Origin of the sequence: Oharaeibacter diazotrophicus (genome assembly GCF_004362745.1) — a bacterium.
GTDB lineage: Bacteria > Pseudomonadota > Alphaproteobacteria > Rhizobiales > Pleomorphomonadaceae > Oharaeibacter > Oharaeibacter diazotrophicus.
Map to the genome: position 1 here is coordinate 488156 of NZ_SNXY01000009.1, position 22924 is coordinate 511079.

Annotated in this window: 20 protein-coding genes; 8 read left to right on the plus strand and 12 right to left on the minus strand. The window is 71.8% G+C overall.

Annotated features, from left to right (window positions below; all coding sequences use genetic code 11):
• Positions 1-42 precede the first annotated feature (42 nt).
• Positions 43-2367, minus strand: a complete 2325-nt coding sequence (locus EDD54_RS17295; RefSeq protein ID WP_126538527.1) for a S8 family peptidase — start codon at positions 2365-2367, stop codon at positions 43-45.
• A 203-nt stretch (positions 2368-2570) separates the two neighbouring features.
• On the opposite strand from EDD54_RS17295, the gene EDD54_RS17300 reads away from it, so the two are divergent.
• On the plus strand, positions 2571-3437 hold the full coding sequence (locus tag EDD54_RS17300) for a hypothetical protein (RefSeq protein ID WP_126538529.1): 867 nt from the start codon (positions 2571-2573) through the stop codon (positions 3435-3437).
• 14 nt (positions 3438-3451) lie between these two features.
• Here the strand turns inward: EDD54_RS17300 and EDD54_RS17305 are convergent, their stop codons facing one another.
• Genes EDD54_RS17305 through EDD54_RS23260 form a run of 3 tightly spaced genes read right to left on the minus strand, consistent with a single transcriptional unit; the run spans position 3452 to position 6214 of the window.
• Positions 3452-4252, minus strand: a complete 801-nt coding sequence (locus EDD54_RS17305) for a heme ABC transporter ATP-binding protein (protein WP_126538531.1) — start codon at positions 4250-4252, stop codon at positions 3452-3454.
• Between the two features lie 4 nt (positions 4253-4256).
• Positions 4257-5336, minus strand: coding sequence for a FecCD family ABC transporter permease (locus tag EDD54_RS23255; protein WP_126538533.1), 1080 nt, complete (start codon positions 5334-5336; stop codon positions 4257-4259).
• On the minus strand, positions 5333-6214 hold the full coding sequence (locus EDD54_RS23260) for a heme/hemin ABC transporter substrate-binding protein (RefSeq protein ID WP_126538535.1): 882 nt from the start codon (positions 6212-6214) through the stop codon (positions 5333-5335). The genes EDD54_RS23255 and EDD54_RS23260 overlap by 4 nt, the downstream gene beginning before the upstream one ends.
• A 248-nt stretch (positions 6215-6462) precedes the next feature.
• On the opposite strand from EDD54_RS23260, the gene EDD54_RS17320 reads away from it, so the two are divergent.
• Genes EDD54_RS17320 through hutX form a run of 3 tightly spaced genes read left to right on the plus strand, consistent with a single transcriptional unit; the run spans position 6463 to position 9451 of the window.
• Complete coding sequence (locus EDD54_RS17320) at positions 6463-8553, plus strand: TonB-dependent hemoglobin/transferrin/lactoferrin family receptor (protein ID WP_165644932.1); 2091 nt, start codon at positions 6463-6465, stop codon at positions 8551-8553.
• A 26-nt stretch (positions 8554-8579) separates the two neighbouring features.
• The gene (hmuQ, locus tag EDD54_RS17325; protein ID WP_126538539.1) at positions 8580-8924 is read left to right on the plus strand and encodes a heme-degrading protein HmuQ; all 345 of its coding nucleotides are present in this window, start codon (positions 8580-8582) and stop codon (positions 8922-8924) included.
• A complete protein-coding gene (hutX, locus tag EDD54_RS17330) occupies positions 8921-9451 on the plus strand; it encodes a heme utilization cystosolic carrier protein HutX (RefSeq protein WP_126538541.1) in 531 nt (176 codons plus the stop codon). The genes hmuQ and hutX overlap by 4 nt, the downstream gene beginning before the upstream one ends.
• 217 nt (positions 9452-9668) lie before the next feature.
• Here the strand turns inward: hutX and EDD54_RS17335 are convergent, their stop codons facing one another.
• Positions 9669-10040, minus strand: a complete 372-nt coding sequence (locus EDD54_RS17335) for an SPW repeat domain-containing protein (RefSeq protein ID WP_126538543.1) — start codon at positions 10038-10040, stop codon at positions 9669-9671.
• Between the two features lie 390 nt (positions 10041-10430).
• On the opposite strand from EDD54_RS17335, the gene EDD54_RS17340 reads away from it, so the two are divergent.
• Positions 10431-11363 (plus strand): dihydrodipicolinate synthase family protein, encoded by a 933-nt coding sequence (locus EDD54_RS17340; protein WP_126538546.1) that lies wholly within the window; start codon positions 10431-10433, stop codon positions 11361-11363.
• Between the two features lie 4 nt (positions 11364-11367).
• Here the strand turns inward: EDD54_RS17340 and ade are convergent, their stop codons facing one another.
• The gene (gene ade, locus EDD54_RS17345; RefSeq protein ID WP_126538548.1) at positions 11368-13086 is read right to left on the minus strand and encodes an adenine deaminase; all 1719 of its coding nucleotides are present in this window, start codon (positions 13084-13086) and stop codon (positions 11368-11370) included.
• An 80-nt stretch (positions 13087-13166) separates the two neighbouring features.
• Positions 13167-13430, minus strand: coding sequence for a hypothetical protein (locus EDD54_RS17350; protein WP_126538550.1), 264 nt, complete (start codon positions 13428-13430; stop codon positions 13167-13169).
• A gap of 144 nt (positions 13431-13574) precedes the next feature.
• Here EDD54_RS17350 and EDD54_RS17355 point away from each other — a divergent pair, with 144 nt between their 5' ends.
• Both EDD54_RS17355 and EDD54_RS17360 read left to right on the plus strand, forming a co-directional pair.
• Positions 13575-13970: a diacylglycerol kinase gene (locus EDD54_RS17355; RefSeq protein WP_126538552.1), complete on the plus strand. Its 396-nt coding sequence runs from the start codon at positions 13575-13577 to the stop codon at positions 13968-13970.
• A 150-nt stretch (positions 13971-14120) separates the two neighbouring features.
• Positions 14121-15770 carry a multicopper oxidase family protein gene (locus EDD54_RS17360; protein WP_126538554.1) on the plus strand — a complete coding sequence of 550 codons (1650 nt, stop codon included), beginning with the start codon at positions 14121-14123 and terminating at the stop codon, positions 15768-15770.
• Between the two features lie 89 nt (positions 15771-15859).
• On the opposite strand, the gene EDD54_RS17365 is transcribed toward EDD54_RS17360, so the two are convergent.
• From EDD54_RS17365 to EDD54_RS17380, 4 genes are all read right to left on the minus strand, one after another.
• Positions 15860-17554: a methyl-accepting chemotaxis protein gene (locus EDD54_RS17365; RefSeq protein ID WP_133674029.1), complete on the minus strand. Its 1695-nt coding sequence runs from the start codon at positions 17552-17554 to the stop codon at positions 15860-15862.
• A gap of 335 nt (positions 17555-17889) precedes the next feature.
• A complete protein-coding gene (locus tag EDD54_RS17370; RefSeq protein WP_126538558.1) occupies positions 17890-18837 on the minus strand; it encodes a sugar-binding transcriptional regulator in 948 nt (315 codons plus the stop codon).
• 77 nt (positions 18838-18914) lie between these two features.
• Positions 18915-19877: a transaldolase gene (gene tal, locus EDD54_RS17375; protein ID WP_126538560.1), complete on the minus strand. Its 963-nt coding sequence runs from the start codon at positions 19875-19877 to the stop codon at positions 18915-18917.
• 198 nt (positions 19878-20075) lie between these two features.
• A complete protein-coding gene (locus tag EDD54_RS17380) occupies positions 20076-20702 on the minus strand; it encodes a 2-hydroxychromene-2-carboxylate isomerase (protein WP_126538562.1) in 627 nt (208 codons plus the stop codon).
• A 579-nt stretch (positions 20703-21281) separates the two neighbouring features.
• On the opposite strand from EDD54_RS17380, the gene EDD54_RS17385 reads away from it, so the two are divergent.
• A complete protein-coding gene (locus EDD54_RS17385) occupies positions 21282-21479 on the plus strand; it encodes a hypothetical protein (RefSeq protein WP_126538564.1) in 198 nt (65 codons plus the stop codon).
• A gap of 113 nt (positions 21480-21592) precedes the next feature.
• Here EDD54_RS17385 and EDD54_RS17390 read toward each other — a convergent pair whose 3' ends face one another.
• Positions 21593-22813 carry an MFS transporter gene (locus EDD54_RS17390; RefSeq protein WP_126538566.1) on the minus strand — a complete coding sequence of 407 codons (1221 nt, stop codon included), beginning with the start codon at positions 22811-22813 and terminating at the stop codon, positions 21593-21595.
• Positions 22814-22924: the final 111 nt, after the last annotated feature.

Genomic DNA, 22924 nt, shown 5'->3' on the forward strand with positions numbered 1-22924 from the left:
GCCTTGATTTCCGTCAACGGAAACTGCGCCGAACCGCCGCCGTCACGGCCGCTTGGTCAGCACGATCGGCACCGAAACCGACTTGCGCACGCCCTTGATCTGGAATTTCAGCGTCGTCGTCAGGTTGCGCCGGAGCGAGGACGGCGGAGCGACGGTGAGGTTGATCGTGGTGCCGTTCTCGTCGGTCACGCCGGTCTTCTGGTCGGCGATCAGCCAGGACGTCGTGCCGGTCATGGTCCAGGTCGCCTCGCCGCCGCTGGTGACCAGGGTGATCGGGATCACGCTCGGCGAGAAGGTCTCCGAGTCGCTCCAGGTGACGGTGGTGTCGGCCTGGGGCGTCGGCGTCAGGGTCTGCTCGACGTAGTGGTTGATCACGTTCAGCGTGGCGGTCGCCATGCTGAAGCTGGTCTGGGCGAAGGTGATCGTCGCGCTCTGGTCCGACATGCCCTTGGACGCGACCGGCGTCAGGGTGATCGTCACGCCGTCCTGCGTCGCCGTCGTGCTCTTCGCCTTGGCCCGGAGCCAGGACGGCAGGCCGGTGATCTTGTAGGGCGTCGCGCCGACGTTGGTCGCGAGCACGACGTCGAAGCTCGCCGGCGTCACGGTCACGCCGTTGGTGTTGGTGATCTCGACGTCGCTCGCGGGCGTGACCGACAGGGTCTGCGCCACGAGGTCCAGCGTCACCGGCACCTCGATCGGGTCGCCGCTGCCGCCGACCTCGGTGAAAGTCAGCGTGCCCGTCAGCGTCTCGGTCTGGGTCCGCGGCAGGCTCACCTTGAACTTCACCGTGGTGCCGGCGGTGGTGGCCGTGCCGCTGGTAGGGCTCGCCTTCAACCAGCTCGGCGTGCCCGTGAGCTTCCACTTCGGCTTGCCCGACACCGCCGCGACGGTGATGCCGAAGCTGGTGATGTCCGAAGTGGTGCCGGTGCGGGCGATCGTGACGGCGTCGGTCGGCGACACCGAGATGTTGCTCGTCGGACCCGAACCGCCGCCGCCACCGGCGCCGAGCGCCACGAAGGCCGCGGCGACGTCGATGCGCGGCTTGGCGCCGACCGGCGTCGAGACCGCCTTGCCGGTCGAAACCAGCGCGTCGACGATCTGGTCGGCGGTGGCGTCGGGGAAGGCCGAACGCAGCACCGCGACCGCGCCGGCGACGTGCGGCGTCGCCATCGAGGTGCCGTTGTAGATCGAGTAGCCGTCGATCACCGACGAGTTGATCGACGAGCCCGGCGCGAACACCGTGGTGATCGACGACACGTTGGAGAAGCTCGAACGCTCGTCGGTCTTGGTCGAGGATCCGACCGAGAGCGCGCCCGGCGTGCAGGCCGGCGAGCTCATCTGGGTGTCGTAGCCGTTGTTGCCGGCGGCGATCACCGTGAGGATGCCGGCGCTGCGCAGCGTGCCGACGATCGAGGTCAGCGGGCTCTCGGGGCAGCTCGCCGAATAGGCGCCGCCGCCGAGCGACATGTTGATCGCCGCGACCTTGCGGCCGGAGAAGTCGTCGCGGTGGGCGTAGACGTATTCGAGCGCGGCGATCTGGTCGCTCGACCACGACAGCACACCCTGGCCGGGGAAATAGCTGAATACCTGGATCGACAGCAGGCCCGCGCCGGCGGCGACGCCCTGGGGCGGCGCGCCCGGGACGCCGGCGGCGCCGACCGCGATGCCGGCGACGTGGGTGCCGTGGTTGCAGCCGGAGCCGCCGACCGCGGGATCGCAGGCGGCGCTGGCGCCGGTGCCGCTCTGGCTGTTCGAGCCGTTCGGGCAGAGCGACTGCGACTGCGCCGACGTCGTGGAGAAGCAGGCCTCGCCGACGATCTTCGGCTGTATGAAGGGATGGTCGAGGTCGCTGCCGGTGTCGAGCACGGCGACGACGGCGTTCTGGCCGGTCTGGCCGGTGGCGGAGACGGTGGGGATGCCGATCAGCGGCACGCTCTCCGCGAGCGTCGGCGGCACGGCGACGTCGGGATGGACGCGCGCAACCGCCGGGTCGGCGGCGATGCGGGCGAGGTCGGCGGCGGTGGCGGTCAGCGCCACCATCGGCACGTAGGTCATCCGCTTGACCGGGCGGCGGAGGTCGGTCCGGGCGGCGGCGGCCGCGGCGGAGCCGACGTGACGGGCGAGGAACCCGTCGACGGCGGCGCGCGTGGCGGCGATCGCCGCGGGCGCGTCGGCGGCCACCGCGGCGACCGCGGCCGGCCGGCGCAGTTCGACGATGATCGGCACCTCGCCGCGACGGGCGACCGTGGCCTCGATCGCGGCCGCCTCGGGCGCCTTCGCCCGCAGCGCCGCATCCGCCGCGCCCGCCCCGCCGACACCCGCCGCCGTCAGCGCGAGCGCCGAGAGCAAAGTCGAAACCCACCGCATGATCACGACACCCCCGATGACAGGTGACCACCGTGAACTTGGCGGTGTTAACGGGGCGCAACGGAAAGCAGCCGCGACGCGGAGCGGCGGCCGGGTTTGCGAGTCGGTGGTTAAGGAATCTTCGCCGAACCTGCCATCCGCACCCGTTTTCCTTTACGAGGCCGCCGCATAGGATTGTCGCCCGACCCACCGGAATCCCGTCCTTGCGCCATCTCGCAATCCTCCTCGCCCCGCTCCTCCTCGCCCCCCTGCCCGCCGCGGCCTGGACCGCGACGGCCGAGCTCGGCACCCACGCCACGGCCGCGAGCCTCTCGGCGGCGGACTTCGCCGTCACGCTCCACATGGAGACCCGCAAGATCGAGGACTACGAGGCGCCCGCGCCGGTGTTCCGGATCGAGGCCGGCGGCGCGGTGCTGCTGGAGCACGTCGGCGAGCCAGCGGGCATGGACGAACCGCAGGGCACCGCGACCCTCGTCGAGATCGACCCGTCGAACCGCGGCCCCGAGGCGGTGTTCTCGAGTTTCACCGGCGGCGCGCACTGCTGCACCGCGCTCGCCGTCGCCGACCGCGACGCCGATGGGCGCTGGCGCGTCGTCGACCTCGGCCAGTGGGACGGCGACGGCGGCGCCTTCGACGACCTCGACGGCGATGGCGAGGCCGAGTTCCACGAACGCGACAACGACTTCCTCTACGCCTTCGACTGCTACGCCTGCAGCCTCGCGCCGCTGACGATCCGTGCGGTCGTCGGCGGCGAGGTCCGCGACGTCTCGGCCGAGCCGCGCTTCCTCGAGGCGCACCGAACCTTTCTCGCCGACCTCGAGGCCGACGCGCCGGCGGCGGACGAGGCCGGCAAGGGCTGGTGGGCCGGCTGGATCGCCGCCAAGGCCCGCGTCGGCGAGGGCCGTCAGGCCTGGAGGCGGTTCGAGAGGGAATACCGGCCCGGCGAGGACGACGGCGTCGACGTCTGCGCCGTCGCGACCTCGCCCTGCCCGGACGACCAGTGGGTGAAGCGGCCCTTTCCCGAGGCGCTCCGCGCCTTCCTGACCGAGCGCGGCTTCCGGATCGAGTGACGGGACGGGCGCGCCTACCGTCCGATCGCCGGGCGCGCACCGGCGCGCGCCTGCGGCAGCACGTAGGCGGTGCCGAAGGCCGGCATGCGCGAGGCCGCGCCCGGCAGATCGTAGACGTCGGCGACGACGCGCTCGAACAGGGCCGGGGTCGGCGCGCCGCGGTCGACGATCCGGCCCGCGGCGATCACCACCACGGCGTCTGCGAATTCGGCGGCGAGGTTGAGGTCGTGCAGCACCACGAAGACCGCGCCGCCGCCGCGGGCGAAGCGGCGGGCGGCCTCCAGCACCTCGATCTGGCGGGCGAGGTCGAGGTTGGAGGTCGGCTCGTCGAGGAACAGCGCGCGCGGGCCGTCGTCGCCGACCGGCCGCGGCACCTGCGCCAGCGCCCGCGCCAACTGGACGCGCTGGCGTTCACCGCCGGAGAGCCTCGCGTAGGACCGCCCGCCCCAGCCGGCGAGGCCGACCGCGGCGAGCGCGCGCTCGACCGCCTCGGCCGGCCGCTCGCCGGCGGCGCGGGCGCCGAGCGCGACGATCTCGTGCACGGTGAGCGGGAAGGTCGGGGCGCCGTGCTGCGGCAGCACGGCGCGGCGGCGCGCAAGCGCCCGAGGGCCGAATCCGGCGAGCGGGCGGTCGCCGAGGAGCACGGTGCCCTCGCCCGGGCGGAGCTCGCCGCTGAGCACCTTCAGGAGCGTCGACTTGCCGGCCCCGTTCGGCCCGACCGCGACGGTGACGCGGCCGGCCGTGACCTCGACCCAGATGTCGTCGAGGACGCGGCGGCAGGCACGGTCGAGCGAAAGGCCGGTGGCGGTGATCATGGCTTCATTCCCCTCGAATGTCGGCGCCGGAGCGGCCGAGCAGGATGGCGAGGAAGACCGGCGCGCCGATCGCGGCGGTGACGATGCCGATCGGCAGCTCCGCCGGCGCGGCGACGACCCGGCAGAGCGCGTCGGCCGCGAGCATCAGCGCCGCGCCGCCGAAGGCGGAGGCCGGCAGCAGCATGCGATGGCCGGGGCCGATCGCGAGCCGGACGAGATGCGGCACCACGATGCCGACGAAGCCGATCGCGCCGGTCACCGCCACGGTGGCACCCGAGGCGGCGGCGACGGCCACGATCACCACCCGCTTCAGCCGCTCCACCGGCACGCCGAGGTGGACCGCCTCGGCCTCGCCGAGCAGCAGGGCGTCGAGGCCGCGGGCGGCGAAGGGCGTGGCGGCGAGCGCGCCGATCACGAAGGGCGCGACCGCGGCGACCTTGGTCGCGGTGGCGCCGCCGAGCGAGCCGAGGCTCCAGAACGCGACGTCGCGGAGCGCCGCGTCGTCGGCAATGAACAGCATCAGGCCGGTCACCGCCCCGGCGACCGAGGCGACGGCGATGCCGGCGAGGATCAGCGTCGCGGTGTCGGTGCGCCCACCCCGGGTGGCTAGGGCGTAGAGCAGCGCGGTGTTGGCGAGGCCGCCGGCGAAGGCCGCGGTCGGCAGCAGATAGGGGCCGAAGAACGCCGGCAGCGCCGCCGGAAGCGCGCCGCCCAGCACGATCACCGCCACCGCCGCGGTCGCCGCGCCCGAGGAGACGCCGACGAGGCCGGGATCGGCGAGCGGGTTGCGGAAGAGGCCCTGCATCATCGCGCCGGAGACCGCCAGCCCGGCGCCGACCATGGCCCCGAGCGCCGCGCGCGGCAGCCGCACCGCTTCGAGGATCAGGCGGTCGCGCTCGGAAACGGCGTCGCCGGCGAGCCAGGCGAAGAGGTCGGAAAGGCCGACGCCGGTCGGCCCGGCGGCGAGCGAGACCAGCGCCGCGGCGAGCGCCAGCACGGCCGCGAGCAGCACCACGACGAGGCCGCGGCGGCCGCGGTCGCCGGGCGGCGCGGCGGCGAGGAAACGGCCGGCCACCGCGGTCACGGCGCCACCGTCGCGGTCGCGGGCGCGATCCGGCCCGGGTAGAGCGCGGCGGCGAGATCGCGGACCGCTTCCGGCTCGCGCGGGCCGAAGCCGAGCAGGTAGAGCCCGTCCATGGCGATCAGCGCCTTGCCGGCCGCCGCCGGGGTGGAGGCGAAGGCCGGCAGCGCGAAGACGTCGTCGGGGGCGAGCGCGTGGTCGCCGCGGTTCATCACCACCACGACGTCCGGGGCGGCGGCGATCACCGCCTCGTCCACCATCGGCTTGAAGCCGGAGAAGCCGTCGGCGGCGTTGATCCCGCCGGCGAGCCGGATGGCGGCGTCGGCGGTGGTGTCGCGGCCGCCGGCGACGATGCGCCCGCCCGACATCGACAGCACGAACAGCACCCGCCGTCGCTCGCCGAACGCCGACACCTCGCGCTCCAGCGCGGCGAAGCGGGCGGCGACGTCGGCGGCGAGCGCCTCGGCCTCGGCGGACTTGCCGAGCGCCGTGCCGACCGCGCGGATCTTGTCGCCGATGCCGGCCGCGCTCGGCGTCTCCGGCACGTCGGCAACCTTCACCGCGGCGCGGATCACCGCCAGCGCGTCGGGCGGGCCGGAGCCGGCCTGGAGCAGGACGAGGTCGGGCGCGACCGACAGCACGCCCTCGGCGGCGAGCTGCCGCATGTAACCGACGTCCGGCCGCCCGTCGGCCTCGGCCGGGAAGGTGCTGGTGCTGTCGACCGCGACGACGCGGTCGGCGGCGCCGAGCGCGAAGGCGATCTCCGTGACGGCGCCGCCGATCGACACGATCCGCTCGGCCGCGGCCGCCGGCAGGGCGGCGACGACGGCGAGGGCGAGAGCGGCGGCACGAGCCGGCGCGCGGAAGGGACGGGGCGGCATCGAGGCGTCTCCTGACGGGGCCGCGCCGGCGGAGGGGCGGCCAGTTGCGCGGTTTGGAACGGTTCCAATGTTGCGAGGCGTTCGCAACAAATAACTTGACTCCCATACTCAGCTTTAAATATGGACGCAAGGGCCGGTCGCGGAACGGCCATCGTGCCGATCCGATTCCGCCAAAGTCTCGAATGTCTTGCGCGCCAGTCGCGCCACCGGTCCGCGCGTCCATCGTGATCCGCGGCCATGGGGGAGCCATGTCCAGAACGCCGATCCTTCGCCTGACCCTCCTCGTCTCCACGGCGCTGACGCTGCCGGCCTCCGGTGCGCTCGCGCAGGAAGCCGGAGGCGCCGCGGCGAAACCGGCGGTCGAGTGCCCGGCCGGCCAGCCCTGCCGCCAGGACGACGGCACCATCACGCTCGACACCATCACGCTGTCGGTCGACCGCACCGAGGGAGCCCCGATCGAAGCCCTCGGCGGCGTCAGCGTGGTCCGGCCGGACCAGCCGGCGACGGCCTCGGCACGGCGCGCGACCGACCTCCTCGCCGCCGTCCCGGGTGTCGCGGTCGCCACCGACGGCTCGGACCAGAGCACGTTGCTCAACATCCGCGGCCTGCAGGACTCCGGCCGCGTCGCCGTCACCGTCGACGGCGCGCGCCAGAACTTCAGCCAGAACGGCCACGGCACCACCGGCGTGTTCCTGCCGGACCCCTACCTGATCGGCAAGGCGACCGTGGTGCGCGGACCGATCGCCAACGTCTACGGCTCCGGCGCCATCGGCGGCGTCGTCTCCTTCGACAGCCTGTCGGCCGCCGACCTGCTCGGCGAGGGCCAGACCTGGGCGATCGAGTCGCGCGCCTCCTACGAGACCAACGGCGACGGTCGCCGGACCGGCCTTCGCGGCGCCTACCGCCTGAGCGACCAGTTCACCGTGCTCGGCGCCCTCTCCTACAAGGGCAGCGCCACGCTGAAGGACGGCGAGGGCGAGCCGATCACGGGCTCCCCGCACGACGACTTCGACGGCCTGCTCAAGGCCGAGATGCAGATCAACGACTTCAACAAGGTCACCGCGTCCTACCTCGGCAACCACGTCGACTACACCCGCTCCGCCTCGGCCACCTCGGCCTACGACAGCACCGTCTACAACCAGGTCGCCGCGGCCAAGTGGAGCTACGACAACCCCGACGACAAGTGGTTCGACTTCGACGTCTCGGGCTACTGGACCGGCACGGACAAGACCGAGGAATACGTCTTCGGCACCAACGCCGGCCGCGAGCGCAGCTTCGACGTCGGCACCTTCGGCTTCGACGCGGCCAACACCACCCGCTTCGACACCGGGCCGATCGCGCACGCGGTCACCGTCGGCGCCGACCTGTTCTCCGACGACGTCGACACCCGCGACGTCGCCGGCGGCACCGGCGCGGTGTCGACGCCGTCGGGCAAGCGCACCGTCTACGGCGCCTTCGTCCAGGACGAGATGGCCTTCTCCGACTGGCTGAAGCTGACCGGCGCGCTGCGCTTCGACGGCTACGACTTCGACGGCGACGACGCCGACGGCAACGCCGTGAAGGGCGACGGCACCCGCCTGTCGCCGAAGCTCGCGGTCGGCGTCACGCCGTTCGAGGGCACCGCCGCCCGCGGCCTCGAGCTCTACGGCTCCTATGCAGAGGGCTACCGCGCGCCGTCGATCACCGAGACGCTGGTGTCGGGCCCGCATCCGGGCTTCGTGTTCCTGCCGAACCCGGACCTGAAGCCGGAGACCGCGCACAACTTCGAGGTCGGCGTCAACTTCCGCCGCGACGACCTCTTCACCGCCGGCGACGCCCTGCGCCTGAAGGCCGGCTGGTTCCACAATTCGGTCGACGACTTCATCGACGGCCGCGTCGGCTTCGTCCCCGGCACCGGCCTGACCTACCAGTACCAGAACGTGTCGAGCGCCACGCTGCAGGGCGTCGAGCTCGAGGCGAGCTACGACATGGGCCGGGCCTTCGCCGGCCTCACCTACGCCCACACCGACGGCGAGGACGACGACACCGGCGAGGCGCTCGGCTCGGTGCCGGCCGACAAGGTGGTCGGCACCCTCGGCTTCCGCTTCCTCGACGACGCGCTCACCGTCGGCGGCCAGTGGGAGTGGGTCGCCGGCCAGAAGGACGTGCCCTCGGGCACCTCGCCGAGCAAGGCCTACAACCTCGTCAACCTGTTCGCGTCCTACGAACTCACCGAGAATCTCTCGCTGGGGCTGGACGTGAAGAACGTCTTCGACGTCCAGTACACCGAGTACCTCAACGACGACCCGTCGCCGGGTCTCTCGGTCATGTTCACCCTCGACGCCCGCCTCGGCGGCTGATCCGTTTCCAACTGGAGGATCGTCCCATGTACATCGCCATGAACCGCTTCCGCGTCGCCCTCGGCCACGAGGAGACCTTCGAGACCGTCTGGCGCCAGCGCGAGCGCCGCCTCTCGGAGGTGCCGGGCTACCTCGAGTTCCACCTTCTCAAGGGCCCGCTCGCCGAGGACCACCGCCTCTACGCCTCGCACACCGTGTGGGAGAGCCATGCGCACTTCCTCGCCTGGACCAAGTCCGAGCAGTTCCGCGCCGCCCACGCCCGGGCCGGCGAGACCAAGGTCAACTACCTCGGCGGCCCGCATTTCGAGGGCTTCGAGGTGATCCTGGTCGAGGACCGCGACGGCCGCCGCAGCGACGAGGCCGCGGCGTGAGCGCGGCCGCCTCGGCCGCACCGGCCGCACCGGCCGACACGCGCGCCGAACGGCTCGCGGCGGCGCTCGCCGCCAAGCCCGACGGCATCGTCGAGGCGATCGCCCGCGACGTCGGCGTCAGCCCGCGAGACGTACTCGCCGCCATGCCCTCCGGCGAGGTGGTGCTGCTCGCCGCCGACCGCTTCGGCGAGGTCTGGACCGCGCTCGGCACGTGGCGGGAGGTGCTCTTCATCGTCCACACCGACACGGTGGTGCTGGAGGTGAAGGGGTCGCTTCCCGCCGGCAGCGAGGGCCACGGCTGGTTCAACGTCCACGGCGACAGCCCGATCGGCGGCCACATCCGCAAGGAGGCCTGCGCGGCGATCGCGCTGGTCGACCGACCGTTCCACGGCCGGCGCTCCTGCTCGGTGTGGTTCCTCGACGGGAACGGCGAGGCGATGTTCAAGGTGTTCGTGCCGCGCGACGCGGCGCGCGCCCTCGATCCGGACGCCCTCGCCCGCTTCGAGGCGCTGATGGCGGCGGGCTGACCCGCCCGCGAAACGAAACGTCGCAAGCCCCGTGCGATCGCTCGCGCGGGGCTTTCGCGTTCGGGACCGTCGCGGACCGCGGCGGCGACTCATACCAGTCTCGCAAACTCCCGACTCGTCGGGAATTTGCGAGGTTTCGGCCATAAGGCCGGCGCCCGGTCGGGCGCTCCTCGCCCGGAAAGCTCCGACCACAGGTCGGAACTTTGCGAGCTCGGTATCAGGCGGCTTCGGCGGCGCCGCGGCGCGGGGCGACCAGCGCCCACAGGGCGTAGGCGCCGAGCGACAGCGTCGCGAGGCCGGTGACGCCGTGGATCCACAGCGCACCCGGCTCGTCCGAGAAGCCGGCGAGCGACGGCGCCACGATCGCCGCGGCCCCGAGCGCCAGGTTGGCGACGTCGGGCCGGCGGCGGTCGTCGACGGCCATCGACATGTTGCCGGCGAAGATCGCGAAGCCGATCGCCCAGGCGCTCCACGCCGCGGCGGTCGCGGCGGTCAGCCCGAGGACGAAGGGCGAGAACAGGAGGGCCGTCCCGGCGAGGGCGGCGAGGACGCGGACCACGGTCCGCTGCGTGCTCTTGCTGGCCTGCATGTCGAAGTCGCTCCTCTCGTCTATGCGGGCCGGTTGGAACCAGGTGCCGAAGGTCGGGCCGATCTGGGGAGGACGTACGCCACGGTGCGGGCGTGGACGTGACCTTCCTTCGCAGTGCACCACCGCAGCGCACAAAATGCCAGCCCTTCGTTTCGGAATTCTGACCGACCCGTGTCGATTTCGTGGGACGGGGACCGGATGCGGAAACGCTGACGCCGATCGTCGGCGGCTCCGGACCCCGCCCGTCGCGGAGCCGCCCCCCTTGCGCTCATCCGGACAACCACGCCGACAGCCATGCGTTCCCGCAGGCCGCCGCACCGCGGCGCTTGACAACCCCGCCCGCGGCGGCTCCCTGGACGCCCGCCCTCCCCCGCCTCCGGACACCCAGCCATGGCCCTCGACGAGACCGCATCCGGCGTCTTCACCATCGCCGCCACGCCGTTCCACCCGGACGGGGCGCTCGACTTGCCGTCGCTCGAGCGCCTGACCGACTTCTACGTCGGCGCCGGCGTCGACGGCATCACCATCCTCGGCATCATGGGCGAGGCGCAGAAGCTCGAGCCGGCGGAGTCGCTCGCGGTCGCGCGCACGGTGATCGGCCGGGCCGGCGTGCCGGTGGTGGTGGGCGTGTCGGCACCCGGCTTCGCGGCGATGCGCGCCCTCGCCCGCGAGGCGATGGAGGTGGGTGCGGCCGGCGTGATGATCGCGCCGCCGCCGGCGCTGCGCACCGACGACCAGATCGTCGGCTACTACGCCGAGGCGGTCGCCGCGATCGGTGACGACGTGCCCTTCGTGCTGCAGGACTATCCGCTGATCATCGGTGTCGTGATCGCACCGGGCGTCATCCGCCGCATCGTCGCGGCGCATCCGTCCTGCGTGATGCTGAAACACGAGGACTGGCCCGGCCTCGAGAAGATCTCGACGCTGCGCCGCTTCTCCGCCGAGGGCACGATGCGGCGGATCTCGATCCTGTGCGGCAACGGCGGCCTGTTCCTCGACTTCGAGACCGAGCGCGGCGCCGACGGCGCCATGACCGGCTACGCCTTCCCGGAGATGCTGGTCGACCTCGTCGCCCTCGCCCGCGCCGGCCGCCGCGACGAGGCGCACGACCTCTTCGACGCCCACCTGCCGCTGATCCGCTACGAGCAGCAGCCCGCCGCGGGCCTCGCGGTGCGCAAGCACGTGCTCGCCCGCCGCGGCGTCATCGCCTCCGACGCGCAGCGCCGGCCGGGCGCCGGTCTGACGCCGGCCGCCCGCGCCGAGGTCGACTATCTCTACGATCGCGTCGTCCGCCGCGGCCTCGGCGTCCGCGGACCACTGTAAGGCATCACTCCTCCACGAAGGCGAAGGCGTCGACGTCGAACAGGCCGCGGTCGGTGATCTTGAGGTGCGGGATCACCGGCAGCGGCAGGAAGGCGACCTGGAGGAAGGGCTCCGGCAGCGTGCAGCCGAGGGCGCGCGCGGCCGTGCGCAGTTCCACGAGGGCATCCTGCACCACCGCGAAGGGCTCGAGGCTCATCAGCCCGGCCACCGGCAGCGCCAGTTCGGCGAGGATGCGGCCGCCCTCGGCGACCGCGAAACCGCCGCCGATCGCCTGGAGGCGGTTGACCGCCAGCGCCATGTCGGCGTCGTCGACGCCGACCACGGTGACGTTGTGGCTGTCGTGGCCGACCGAGGAGGCGATCGCGCCGCGTCGCATCCCGAAACCGTGGACGAAGGCGCGGCCGATCGAGCCGGACTTGCCGTGGCGTTCGACGACGCAGACCTTGACGACATCCTGTGCCGGATCGGGCCGCACCGCGCCGTCCTCGACCGGCAGCACCGCCTCGCGCCGGCGGGTGATGATCAGCCCGGCCTCGACGCCGATCACCGGACGCGGCCCGGCGTTGCCGCGGGCGTCGATCCGGAAGTCGGCGGCGCCGACCGCCGGCGCCCGCATCGAGCCGAGGCCGACCGGCGGCACGATCTCGCGGGCGTCGAACAACGCCGGCTCGACCAGCCGGCCGGCGGAGACGACGTCGGTGACGTCGCAGCGGTCGAGGTCGTCGACGAGCACGAAGTCGGCGCGCCAGCCGGGCGCCACCAGCCCGCGGTCGGAAAGGCCGAAGATCCGCGCCGCCGACCAGCTGGCAGCCCGGTAGACGTGGTGGCGCGGCCGGCCGCGGGCGATCAGCGCCCGGATCATGCCGTCGAGATGGCCGTGCTCGATGATGTCGAGCGGATTGCGGTCGTCGGTGCACAGCGCCACGAAGGACGAGGTGTTCTCGTCGAGCACCTCGGCGAGCGCCGGCAAGTCCTTGGAGACCGAGCCGTCGCGGATCAGGATCGCCATGCCCTTGGCGAGCTTCGCGCGTGCCTCGCGGGCGGTGGTGGCTTCGTGGTCGGTGCGGATGCCGGCGGCGAGATAGCCGTTGAGCGCAAGGCCGCCGAGCAGCGGCGCGTGGCCGTCGACGTGGCGGCCCTGGAAGGCGGCGAGCTTGGCGAGCACGTCGGGCGCCTTGGCGAGCACGCCGGGGAAGTTCATCATCTCGGCGAGGCCGATCACCTTGGGATGACCGGCGAGCGGCAGGAGGTCCTCGACGCCGAGCCGGGCGCCGGAGGTCTCGAAGTCGGTGGCGGGCACGCAGGACGACAGGTTGACCCTGAGGTCCATCACCGTGCGCTCGGCGGCGGCGAGGAAGTAGCGGATGCCCTCGGTGCCGACGACGTTGGCGATCTCGTGCGGGTCGCAGATCGCGGTGGTGACGCCGTGCGGCAGCACGCCGCGATCGAACTCGAACGGCGTCACCAGCGAGGATTCGACGTGGAGATGGGTGTCGATGAAGCCCGGCACGCAGAAACGGCCGCGGCCGTCGACGACGCGGATGCCGTCGTAGCAGGCGTGGGTGCCGACGATGCGGTCCGCCACCACCGCGACGTCGGTCTCGGTCACCGCGCCGGTCATGACGTCGAGGAGGCGGACGTTCCGCACCACGAGGTCGGCGGGCACGCGACCCTGGCCGGCGTCGATCATGCGGGCGAGCGTTTCGGCGTCGGGCTGCGTCATGCGCGGGGCTTCCTCGGCGGTGGTCGGTCCGTTCCGACTATCCCGTCCCCGGTCCCGCTTGGATAGCCCTTCCCCGCGCGTCAGCCGTCGAGCAGCGCCAGCGCGGCGATCGCGGCGGTGGGCAGGAGGGCGATCAGGGCCATCCGGTCGCCGAGGCGGGCGACGAGCGGGTCGCCGGCGAAGCTGGCGAGCCCGCCGACCGCGGCCATGCCGACGACGGTGAGGCAGGCCCAGGCCGCGAACAGGGCGATGGTCAGGCCCGCGGCATTGCCGATCGCGGAGAGCACGGCGGGAAGGACGGTGGTCCGGCGGGCGGTGCGGAAGGAAGCGGGGGCGGCGAACATGGGGACGCTCCGGATCTCGCGGGAACGGACACGCCGCCGTTCCCTTCGGTGCGACAACGGCATGCGCCCGCCCCGCGTTCCGCGCTTCCCACGTCCGCGGGGGATGTGCTTCAAGGAACCCCCGTCCGAGGAGGAAGAGAACCCGTGCCCGACGTCCGTTCCATCTGCGCCATCGGTCTCTCGGGCCAGCTCGGTCTCCACGGTCACCTGCCGTGGGAAGGCGACCAGCGGCCCGAGTTCGTCGCCGACGTCGCCCGCTTCTTCGACATCACCCGCGGCCACGTGCTGATCGCCGGCCCGAAGACGATCGGCGCCATCCCGGACTTCGCCCGCGGCGACCGCACGCTGGTGGTGATCCGCTCGCACGAGGATCCCGAGGAGGTGCTGTCGCGCTTTCCCGACCGTGTGGTCTACGTCGGCGGCGGCCCGCCGGTGTGGGACGTCTACGCCCGCCACATCCGGCACTGGGACATCAATCGCCTGCCCTACGACGGCCCGGCCGACCGCTGGTTCGACCCGAAGTGGCTGGTGGCCGGTTGAGCGCACGAAGGCGGGTGCTCCTGCCCCCAATTCCGACGATCTCGTATGACATTTGTACGAAATCGACTCGAATTGTTGCCAGATTTTAATCAATTCCCTATGTTTCCGGGCGATGCGGCGTGACACGGGGCCGGGGGGGAATTCGACATCATGACCATCACGCGCAGGCGCTTCCTCGCGGGTACCTCGCTCGCGGCGGGCGCCGCCATGGCCGGGGCGTTGCCGGGCGGCCGTCCGGCCGTCGCCGCCGCCGGGCTGACGCCCTTCGTCGACCGGCTGCCGGTGCCGCCGCCGGCAAAGCCCGTCGGCAAGGCGCTCGTCGGGCCCTACCCGACCGCGGACGTCTACCGCATGACGGTCGGCACGCTGGCTCACCGCTTCCACCGCGACCTGCCGCTTTCGACGGTGTGGGGCTACAACGGCAGCTATCCCGGGCCGACGATCTCGGCGGTCTCGGGCCGTCCGCTCTACGTGCAATGGGTCAACGGCCTGCCGAACGCGCCGCATCCCTTGTGGTCGCCGGCCTTCGCGGCGGCGCACGGGCCGGGGATCGGCGGCACCAGCCCCGACGCGGCGCGCACCGTCGCCCATCTCCACGGCGGCCGCGTGCCGCCGGACGCCGACGGCTGGCCCGAGGAGATCGTGCTGCCGGGCCGCTCGACCAAGCCCTACCTCTACCCGAACTTCCAGGAAGCGGCGACGCTCTGGTACCACGACCACGCGCTCGGCATCACCCGGCTCAACGTGATGATGGGCCTCGCCGGCGCCTACGTGATCAAGGACGGCTGGGAGAACGCCCTGCCGCTGCCGAAGGGCGCCTACGACGTGCCGTTGATCGTGCAGGACCGGATGCTGACCAGCCTCGGCCGGATCTCCTACCCGCTCGACCTCGCGCCGGAGTTCTTCGGCGACGTCAACGTCGTCAACGGCAAGGTCTGGCCCTACCTCGACGTCGCCCGCGGCAAGTATCGGTTCCGCGTCGTCAACGGCTGCAATTCGAAGTTCCTCGACCTCGCCTTCGCCGACGGCCGCGCCTTCGCGCAGATCGCGTCCGACCAGGGCCTCCTGCCGGCACCGGAGATCCGCACGTCGGTGCGGCTCGCGCCGGGCGAGCGCGTCGAGATCGTGGCCGACTTCCAGCGCGACAGGCCCGGCGCGGGGATCGTCCTCGTCAACCGGCTGGCGCCGGCGCCCTATCCGGGCGGCGGCAACGCGGCGGTGCCGGAGAACGTGATGGCCTTTCGCGTCGGCTCGGCCTACGGCCACACCGCCGCGCTGCCGACCAAGCTGCGCACGGTGCTGCCGTCGGTACCGCAGCAGACGCGCTGGACCACCTCGCAGTACCTCGAGAAGATCCCCGAGAGCGCAGCCAAGGCGACGCGCCGCTTCACGCTGATCGAGGCGACGAACACCGGCACCGCGATCTGCGTCAACGCCGGCGGCTTCACCCCGGCGATCCGCGACGAGGCCGGCAAGATCCAGTGGTCGGACCCGCTGCCCTTCAAGGTGAAGGCCGGCGACGTCGAGATCTGGGAGTTCACCAACGAGACGGTGGACACCCATCCGGTCCACGTCCATCTCGCGCAGATGCAGTTGCTCGGCCGGATCTCGCCGCCGGGCACGCCGGCCGCCGGCAGCGCCGAGGGGCCGGGCGTGGTCAAGGACACCTGGCAGCTCCATCCCGGCGAGACGATCCGCCTGATCGGCCGCTTCGAGGGCTATCCCGGCAAGTACGCCTTCCACTGCCACATCCTCGAACACGAGGATTGCGAGATGATGCGCTGGTTCGAGCTGGTCTGATACCGAGCTCCGAAACCAGAAGGCCCCGGCCGGATCGCTCCGGCCGGGGCCTCTTCGTTTCCGGGTCCTTCGCCGGTCTGTCGCCCCCGTCAGGCGGCCTTGAGGCGCGTCACGAAGTCGGAGACCTCGCGCTGCAGCGTCGACGACTGCTGGTTGAGGCGGTCGGACAGGCTCATCAGCTGGGTCGAGGCCGAGCCGGTCATCTCGGCGGCGGTGCCGACGCCGGCGATGTTGCCGGTGACGTCGTTGGCGCCGGTCGCCGCGCGCTGGGTGTTGGCCGCGATCTCGCCGGTCGCCGCGCCCTGCTGCTCGACCGCGGCGGAGATCGCCGAGGAGGCCTCCTGGATCGTACCGATGGTGCGGACGATGCGGGAGATCGAGTCCACCGTGGTGTTGGTGGCGGTCTGGATCTCGCCGATCTTGCGGCCGATCTCGTCGGTCGCCTTGGCGGTCTGGTTGGCGAGTTCCTTGACTTCGGCGGCGACGACCGCGAAGCCGCGGCCGGCCTCGCCGGCCCGCGCCGCCTCGATGGTGGCGTTGAGGGCGAGCAGGTTGGTCTGCGCGGCGATGTTCGAGATCAGCTCGACGACCTCGCCGATCTGCTGGGCGGCCGCGGACAACGCCTGCACGTTGCGGCTGCTGGCCTCGGCCTCGGAGGCCGCTTCGCGGGCGATCCGGCTGGAGTTCTCGACCTGACCGCCGATCTCGCGGATCGAGGCGGAGAGTTCCTCGGCACCGGCGGCGACGGTCTGGACGTTGCTCGACGCCTCCTCGGCGGCGCCCGCCACGGCCTGGGCCTGCCGCGAGGTCTCCTCGGCGGTGGCCGACAGGTTGCGGGCGGCACCGGCGACCTCGCCGGACGAGGCGGCGAAGGAGGCCGCGAGTTCCTGCATCCGGCCGACGAAGGCCTCGGCCATGGCGGCACGGGCGCGGGTCTGCTCGGCCTCGGCGGCCTTGGCCGCCTCCTGGGCACGGCGCTGAGCCTCGGCCGCGGCGAGACCCTCGCGGAAGGCCTCGAGGCCGGTCGCAACGGCGCCGATCTCGTCGCGGCGCTCGCGGCCCTCGACGGTCACCGCATAGTCGCCGTCCTGCAGGTGGCGCATGGTGCCGAGCAGCCGGGTCAGCGGGCCGGTGACGCCGGAGCGCATCAGCCAGACCGCGAGCGCGACCACCAGGGCGGTGGCGAGGGCGACACCGCCGAGCGACTTCAGCGCGCTGGCCTGCGCGGTGGCGGCGTAGTCGGCGGATTCCTTGTTCAGACCGGCGATCAGCTTGTCGTTGAAGCCGACCAGGGCCGTCTGGGTCTTGGTGAGCTGCGGCGCGCATTCGTTGCCGATGACGTCGAGTGCCTTGGCATTTTCGGCGGGGTCCGTGCTGTTGGACATCTGGATCGCCTTGCCGCAGGGTCCCGCCATGGCGGCGTCGACTTCGGCGGCGGAGGCGGCGAGCTCGTCGGCGATGTCGGGTACGTCCTTGGAGGCGAGACCGATCAACTTGGCGAAGTTCGCCTCGGCCTTCTTGCGGGCCTCCACGGCGGCGGCATTGGCCTCGGCGGTCGTCGACGCGGCGTTGCGGTACATCGCGGCGAGGACGTCGGACAGGGCACGGTTGGCCCGCGCGATCTGCATCGTGGCGTCGGCGGGTCCCTTCAGGAGGGCGGTGTAGCCGTCGCTGATCGACATCATCGTCCAGGAGCCGAAGCCACCGCCGAGCAATGCCGTCGTGCCGAGGGTGAGCAGCAGGACGACGACCTTCATCATCAAGGACAAATTGGAGAACCGCATGGCCCCTCCGGATATACCGACCGTGCCGCGGACACCTCCGGCACAGGTCGAAATCTTCGATGGGACGATCATCGGCACCTATTCACAACAAGGTATTAATCTGCCCAAATCGAATGCATACCAGCAAATCGAATACGCACTTCGACAGTAGGATGCACTGCATTAATCATAATTGTTGCGGCAACATTTTATGAAACCGATCGCGGACTCTCACGCTGGTCGCCATATGTCGCATAAATTCCACTCCGCCATCGAACGGACGCGGCAGCCCGACGATCCCGAATCGCAAAGCGATGCACGTGCGCATACGGACGGGCCGCCCCCGGCGGCCGGCCTCAACGGCCGGCGAGCAGGGCGCGGGCGGTCGGCGCGTCGGTGGCGACGGCGTTGACGAGGCCGCCCTCGACGGCGGCGCGGATCGCGGGAGCCTTGTCGGGCGAGATCGCGGCGGCGAGGCGCACCGGCACGGCGGCGAGATCCTCGAGCGAGATCGACATGGTGCGGTCGTCGAAGCCGGTGCCGACCGGGTGGCCGTCGCGGCCGAAGAAGCGGGCGCAGATGGTGCCGACGGCGCCGCGGGCGCGGATGTCGTCCATGAAGGCCTGGTCGATGAAGCCTTCGCGGAAGATGGTGGCGTCGGGCGAGATCGAGCCGACGCCGACCACGGCGAAGGTCACCTTGCGCATCATCTGGAACACCCCGCGCACGCCGGCGGTGTCGTGCAGGATCTTGGCGGTGCGCCGGTCGTCGACCAGGGCGGGCACCGGCATCTGCCACGCCCGGGCGCCGAGACCGGCGGCCATGCGCCGACACACCTCGCTCGAATGGGTCAGTTGCTCCGGCGCACCGATGCCGCCGACGAGGGCGACGACGTCGAGATCGGTCGTCGGCACCTTGCGCGCGGCGCCGGCGATCGCCGCCACGGTGGCGCCGTCGGAGACGCCGAGCACGTCGCCGGGCTTCAGCATGTCCTCGATCACGCGCGCCACCGCCTTGCCGACGGTGTCGATCGCCTGGGTGGGGTTCGAGCGCTCCTCGACCACCACGGCGAAGCGCAGGCCGAGGTGCAGCTTGACCCGGCGCTCCAGCGCGGCGTCGCGGAACGCCTTTGGCGCCACCTGGATCTCGACGAAGCCGAGGTCGAGCGCGGTCTTGAGGCAGCGGCTCACCGTCGCCTCGGAGACCTCGAGCAGCCGCGCGATCTCGGTCTGCGGCAACCGCTGCTCGTAGCGCATCCGCGCGACGCGGACGATCATGTCTTCGCTGCGGCGCGGCCTCGGCATCGTCGCTCCGACGGGCGAGAGGAAGTGTGGGCGGGATGGGAACCGGGCGCCCCGGGAACGGGGCGCCCGGGGGAGCTTCAGGCGTCGAGCCGGGCGGCGACGAGCTTGCGCAGCGCGCCGAGGTCCTTGGCGAACAGGCGGATGCCCTCGGCGAGCTTCTCGGTCGCCATCGGGTTCTCGTTCATGGCCCAGCGGAAGGCGCGCTCGTCCATGGCGACCGCGGCCGGCGCCTCGCCGATCGCGTCGGGCGAGAGCACGCGCGTCAGCGTGCCCTCGTCGGCGGCGAGCTGGTCGAGGATCTGCGGCGAGATGGTCAGCCGGTCGCAGCCGGCGAGCGCCTCGACCTCGCCCGGCGAGCGGAACGAGGCGCCCATCACCACGGTGCCGATGCCGTGGGCCTTGTAGTAGCGGTAGATCGCGCGCACCGAGACGACGCCCGGATCCTCTTCCGGACCGAAGCTGCGGCCCTCGGCCTTGACGTACCAGTCGAGGATGCGGCCGACGAAGGGCGAGATCAGGAAGCTCTTCGCGTCCGCGCAGGCGATCGCCTGGGCGATGTCGAAGATCAGCGTGACGTTGGTGTCGATGCCCTCGGCCTGCAGCACGCGGGAGGCCTGGATGCCTTCCCAGGTGCCGGCGATCTTGACGAGGATCTTGTCGCGCGGGATGCCGTGCGCCTCGTAGGCGGCGATCACGGCGCGCGCCTTCTCCACCGTGGCGGCGGTGTCGAAGGAGAGGTCGGCGTCGACCTCGGTCGAGACGCGGCCCGGCACGAGGCGGGCGAGCTCGGCGCCGACGGCGACGGCGAGGCGATCGCCGATCGCGGCCACCACGGCCTCGCGCGAGCCGCCCCGGCCGCGGCCCCAGGCGATCGCGTCGGCGAGCACGGCCTCGTAGGCCGGCAGCGCGACGGCCTTCAGCACCAGGGTCGGATTGGTCGTGCAGTCCACCGGCTTCAGCCGGCGGATGGCGTCGATGTCGCCGGTGTCGGCGACCACCACCGTCATCGCCCTGAGCTGGTCCAGCTTGGAAACACCCATCCCGAACGTCCTCCCGATCGCGGCCCGCGCCGCCGTCCATCGTTTACCCGGGCAACACCTAGGCACGCCGGCGACAAAACGCAAGAACTATCGTTTTTGCAATTTCTTTCGTTAAATTGCGATGAATCACCCCGGCTCGGGGTTTCGCCGATCCCGCACTGCCCCGCCCGCGGAGACCGGTCCGTCGCCGCCCGCGCGTCAGCGCCCGCCGCGCCAGGCGGGGTCGCCGCCCGCCGCGGCCCAGGCGAGCGCGTCGGCGAGCCGGTCGTCGCCCCAGAACATCTCGCCGTCCTCGGTGACGAAGCTCGGCGCGCCGAAGATGCCGAGGCTGCGCGCCTCCTCGGTCTCCGCGCGCAGGCGCTCCTTGACCACCTGGTCGGTGCGGGCACGCGAGATCAGCGAGTCCGGTTCGAGCCCGAGGTCGGCGAGGAGACCGCCGAGCACGCGGTGATCGGAGATGTCGCGGCCGGCGCCGAACTCGGCCTCGAACACAGCCTTCGAGAAGGGCGCGACCCAGCCGTCGGCGACCCCGATGGTGGCGAGGCGGGCCGCGACGAGGCCGTTCTGCGGGAACGGCGTCGGCGTCACCGAGGGTAGGCCGCGGCCGCGCGCGATCCGTCCGACGTCGCGCCAGAGATAGCGGCCCTTGGCCGGGTAGAGGTTGAAGGGCGAGGTGTTCCAGCCCTGGTCGGCGAAGATCGGACCGAGCAGGAACGGGCGCCAGCGCACCGCCACGCCGGCGCCGGCCGCCACCTCGTCGACACGGGCGGCGGCGAGGCGGGAATAGGGCGAGGCGAACTCGTACCAGAAGTCCAGAACCGGCATCGGCCGCTCCACGATTCGCCCGGGGACAGGTTCGGGGCACAGGGCGGAATCTTCGCAGGCGCGGCGTGAAAAGGCGACACCCGATCGATCCGGCGGCGGTTCGGACGTCGGATTTCGCCATGGCGAAACGATGGCGGAACTGGAAACGCAATACCCCATGTTGCGCTGCGGCAGGAACATGGTTCTCCATGACAGGCTCGTGAACCTGGAATCGCGAAATCGTGTTCTCCGCACCGCTCGCGACCGCGTTGACGCCGAGGTCCGGACCGCATAGCTTCCACGCTGCCGGAGGGTTCCGGCCGCGACCCGACCACGACGGCGGGCCGCGATGATCAACGAAGCGCCACTGCGTTCCGTGGTGGTGTGCCTTTGCCGGAGGCAGCCATGCAGACGCGCTTTGCGACCGTAGCGATTCCCTCGCTCCACACGGATCGCCCGACGACGTCGGGCCTCGGGTGTCGAAAATCGATCCGAATGTGAAGCCCCGCGGGGCTCATCCGTCGAACCACCGATCGAAACCGACACCGTAACGACACGCCGCTCCGCTAGGCAGCGCGTGCGAAGAGGGACTTTCAGGACATGACCCGTTCGACCGTCGTCGAAGCCGCCGGCCAGGCGGTCGGCATCCTCGTTCCCGAGGAGAGCCGCTACCGCTTCGTGGCCGTCAAGTATCCCGTCTGGCAGCTGGACGGGACCACGTTCCCGTCGGCGGAGCTCGCCCGCGAGGCCGCCCAGGCGCTGATGGCGCGCAGCGCCGCCGCGCCGCAGCACGTCTGACCACGGGAGGAACCGGCCGCCCGCGGGCGTCCGGTCGGGGACTGGGCACGACACGAAAGAGGGGCGGTCCCGGCGGACCGCCCCTCTTCGTTTTCCGTTTCGCGTCCGCCCGATCAGGCCCGCTTGCGCGACGGCCCGACGTCGGGGAGGAAGGCGGTGAGCAGGCCGATCGCCGGCAGGAAGGCGACCACCTGGAACATGAAGGGCACCGAGGTGAGGTCGGCGAGTTCGCCGAGCGCCGCCGCGCCGATGCCGCCCATGCCGAAGGAGAGGCCGAAGAACAGGCCCGAGATCAGGCCGACCTTGCCCGGCACCAGCTCCTGGGCATAGACGATGATCGCCGAGAAGGCCGACGACAGCACGAGGCCGATCGCCACCGACAGCGCCACGGTGCCGTAGAGGCCGGCGTGCGGCAGCGCCAGCGTCAGCGGCAGCGCGCCGAGGATCGAGAACCAGATCACGAACTTGCGGCCGAAGCGGTCGCCGATCGGACCGCCGGCGATGGTGCCCGCGGCGACGGCGGCGAGGAAGACGAACAGGTAGATCTGCGCGTCCTTCACCGAGAGCTGGAACACCTCCATCAGATAGAAGGTGTAGTAGCTGGTCAGCGCCGCCATGTAGAAGAACTTCGAGAAGATCAGCGCGGCGAGGATGACGATCGAGCGGACCACCACCGCCTTCGACAGGCCGTGGCCGACGACCGCCGCGCCGCCGCGCCGGCGGGTCGGGTGGTCGCGGTACCAGAAGCCGACGCGGGTCAGGAGCACGATGCCGAACAGCGCCAGCACCGCGAACCACGCGACGTTGCCCTGGCCGCGGCCGAGGATGATCGCCGCGGCCGCGAGCGGGCCGATCGCCGAGCCGAAGTTGCCGCCGAGCTGGAACAGCGACTGCGCGAAGCCGTGCCGTCCGCCGGACGCCATGCGGGCGACGCGCGAGGCTTCCGGGTGGAAGATCGACGAGCCGATGCCGACGCAGGACACCGCCAGCAGCAGGAACGAATAGCTCGCCGCGGTCGACAGCATCACGAGGCCGACCAGCGTGAAGGCCATGCCGACCGGCAGCGAGAACGGCTGCGGCCGGCGATCGGTGACGATGCCGACGAAGGGCTGCAGGATCGAGGCGGTGAGCTGGAAGGCGAGCTGGATCAGGCCGATCTGGCCGAAGTCGAGGGCGAACTCGGTCTTAAGGATCGGGTAGATCGCCGGAATCACCGACTGCATCACGTCGTTCAGCATGTGGGCGACGCTGATGGCGATCAGGATGCTCAGGGCGGTTCCGTCGGCGGACGGCCGGCCCTGGTCGACGGGCGGCGCCGCGGCGCTGTCACTCATGATGGTCGAGGTCCTCGGAAGAAGGCAGGGGATCGGTGGTCGCCGACCGCCCCGCCCGGCGCGCACCGACGTTTTACGTATCAAAGGCCGGGCGCGCTCCCCAAGCAAATT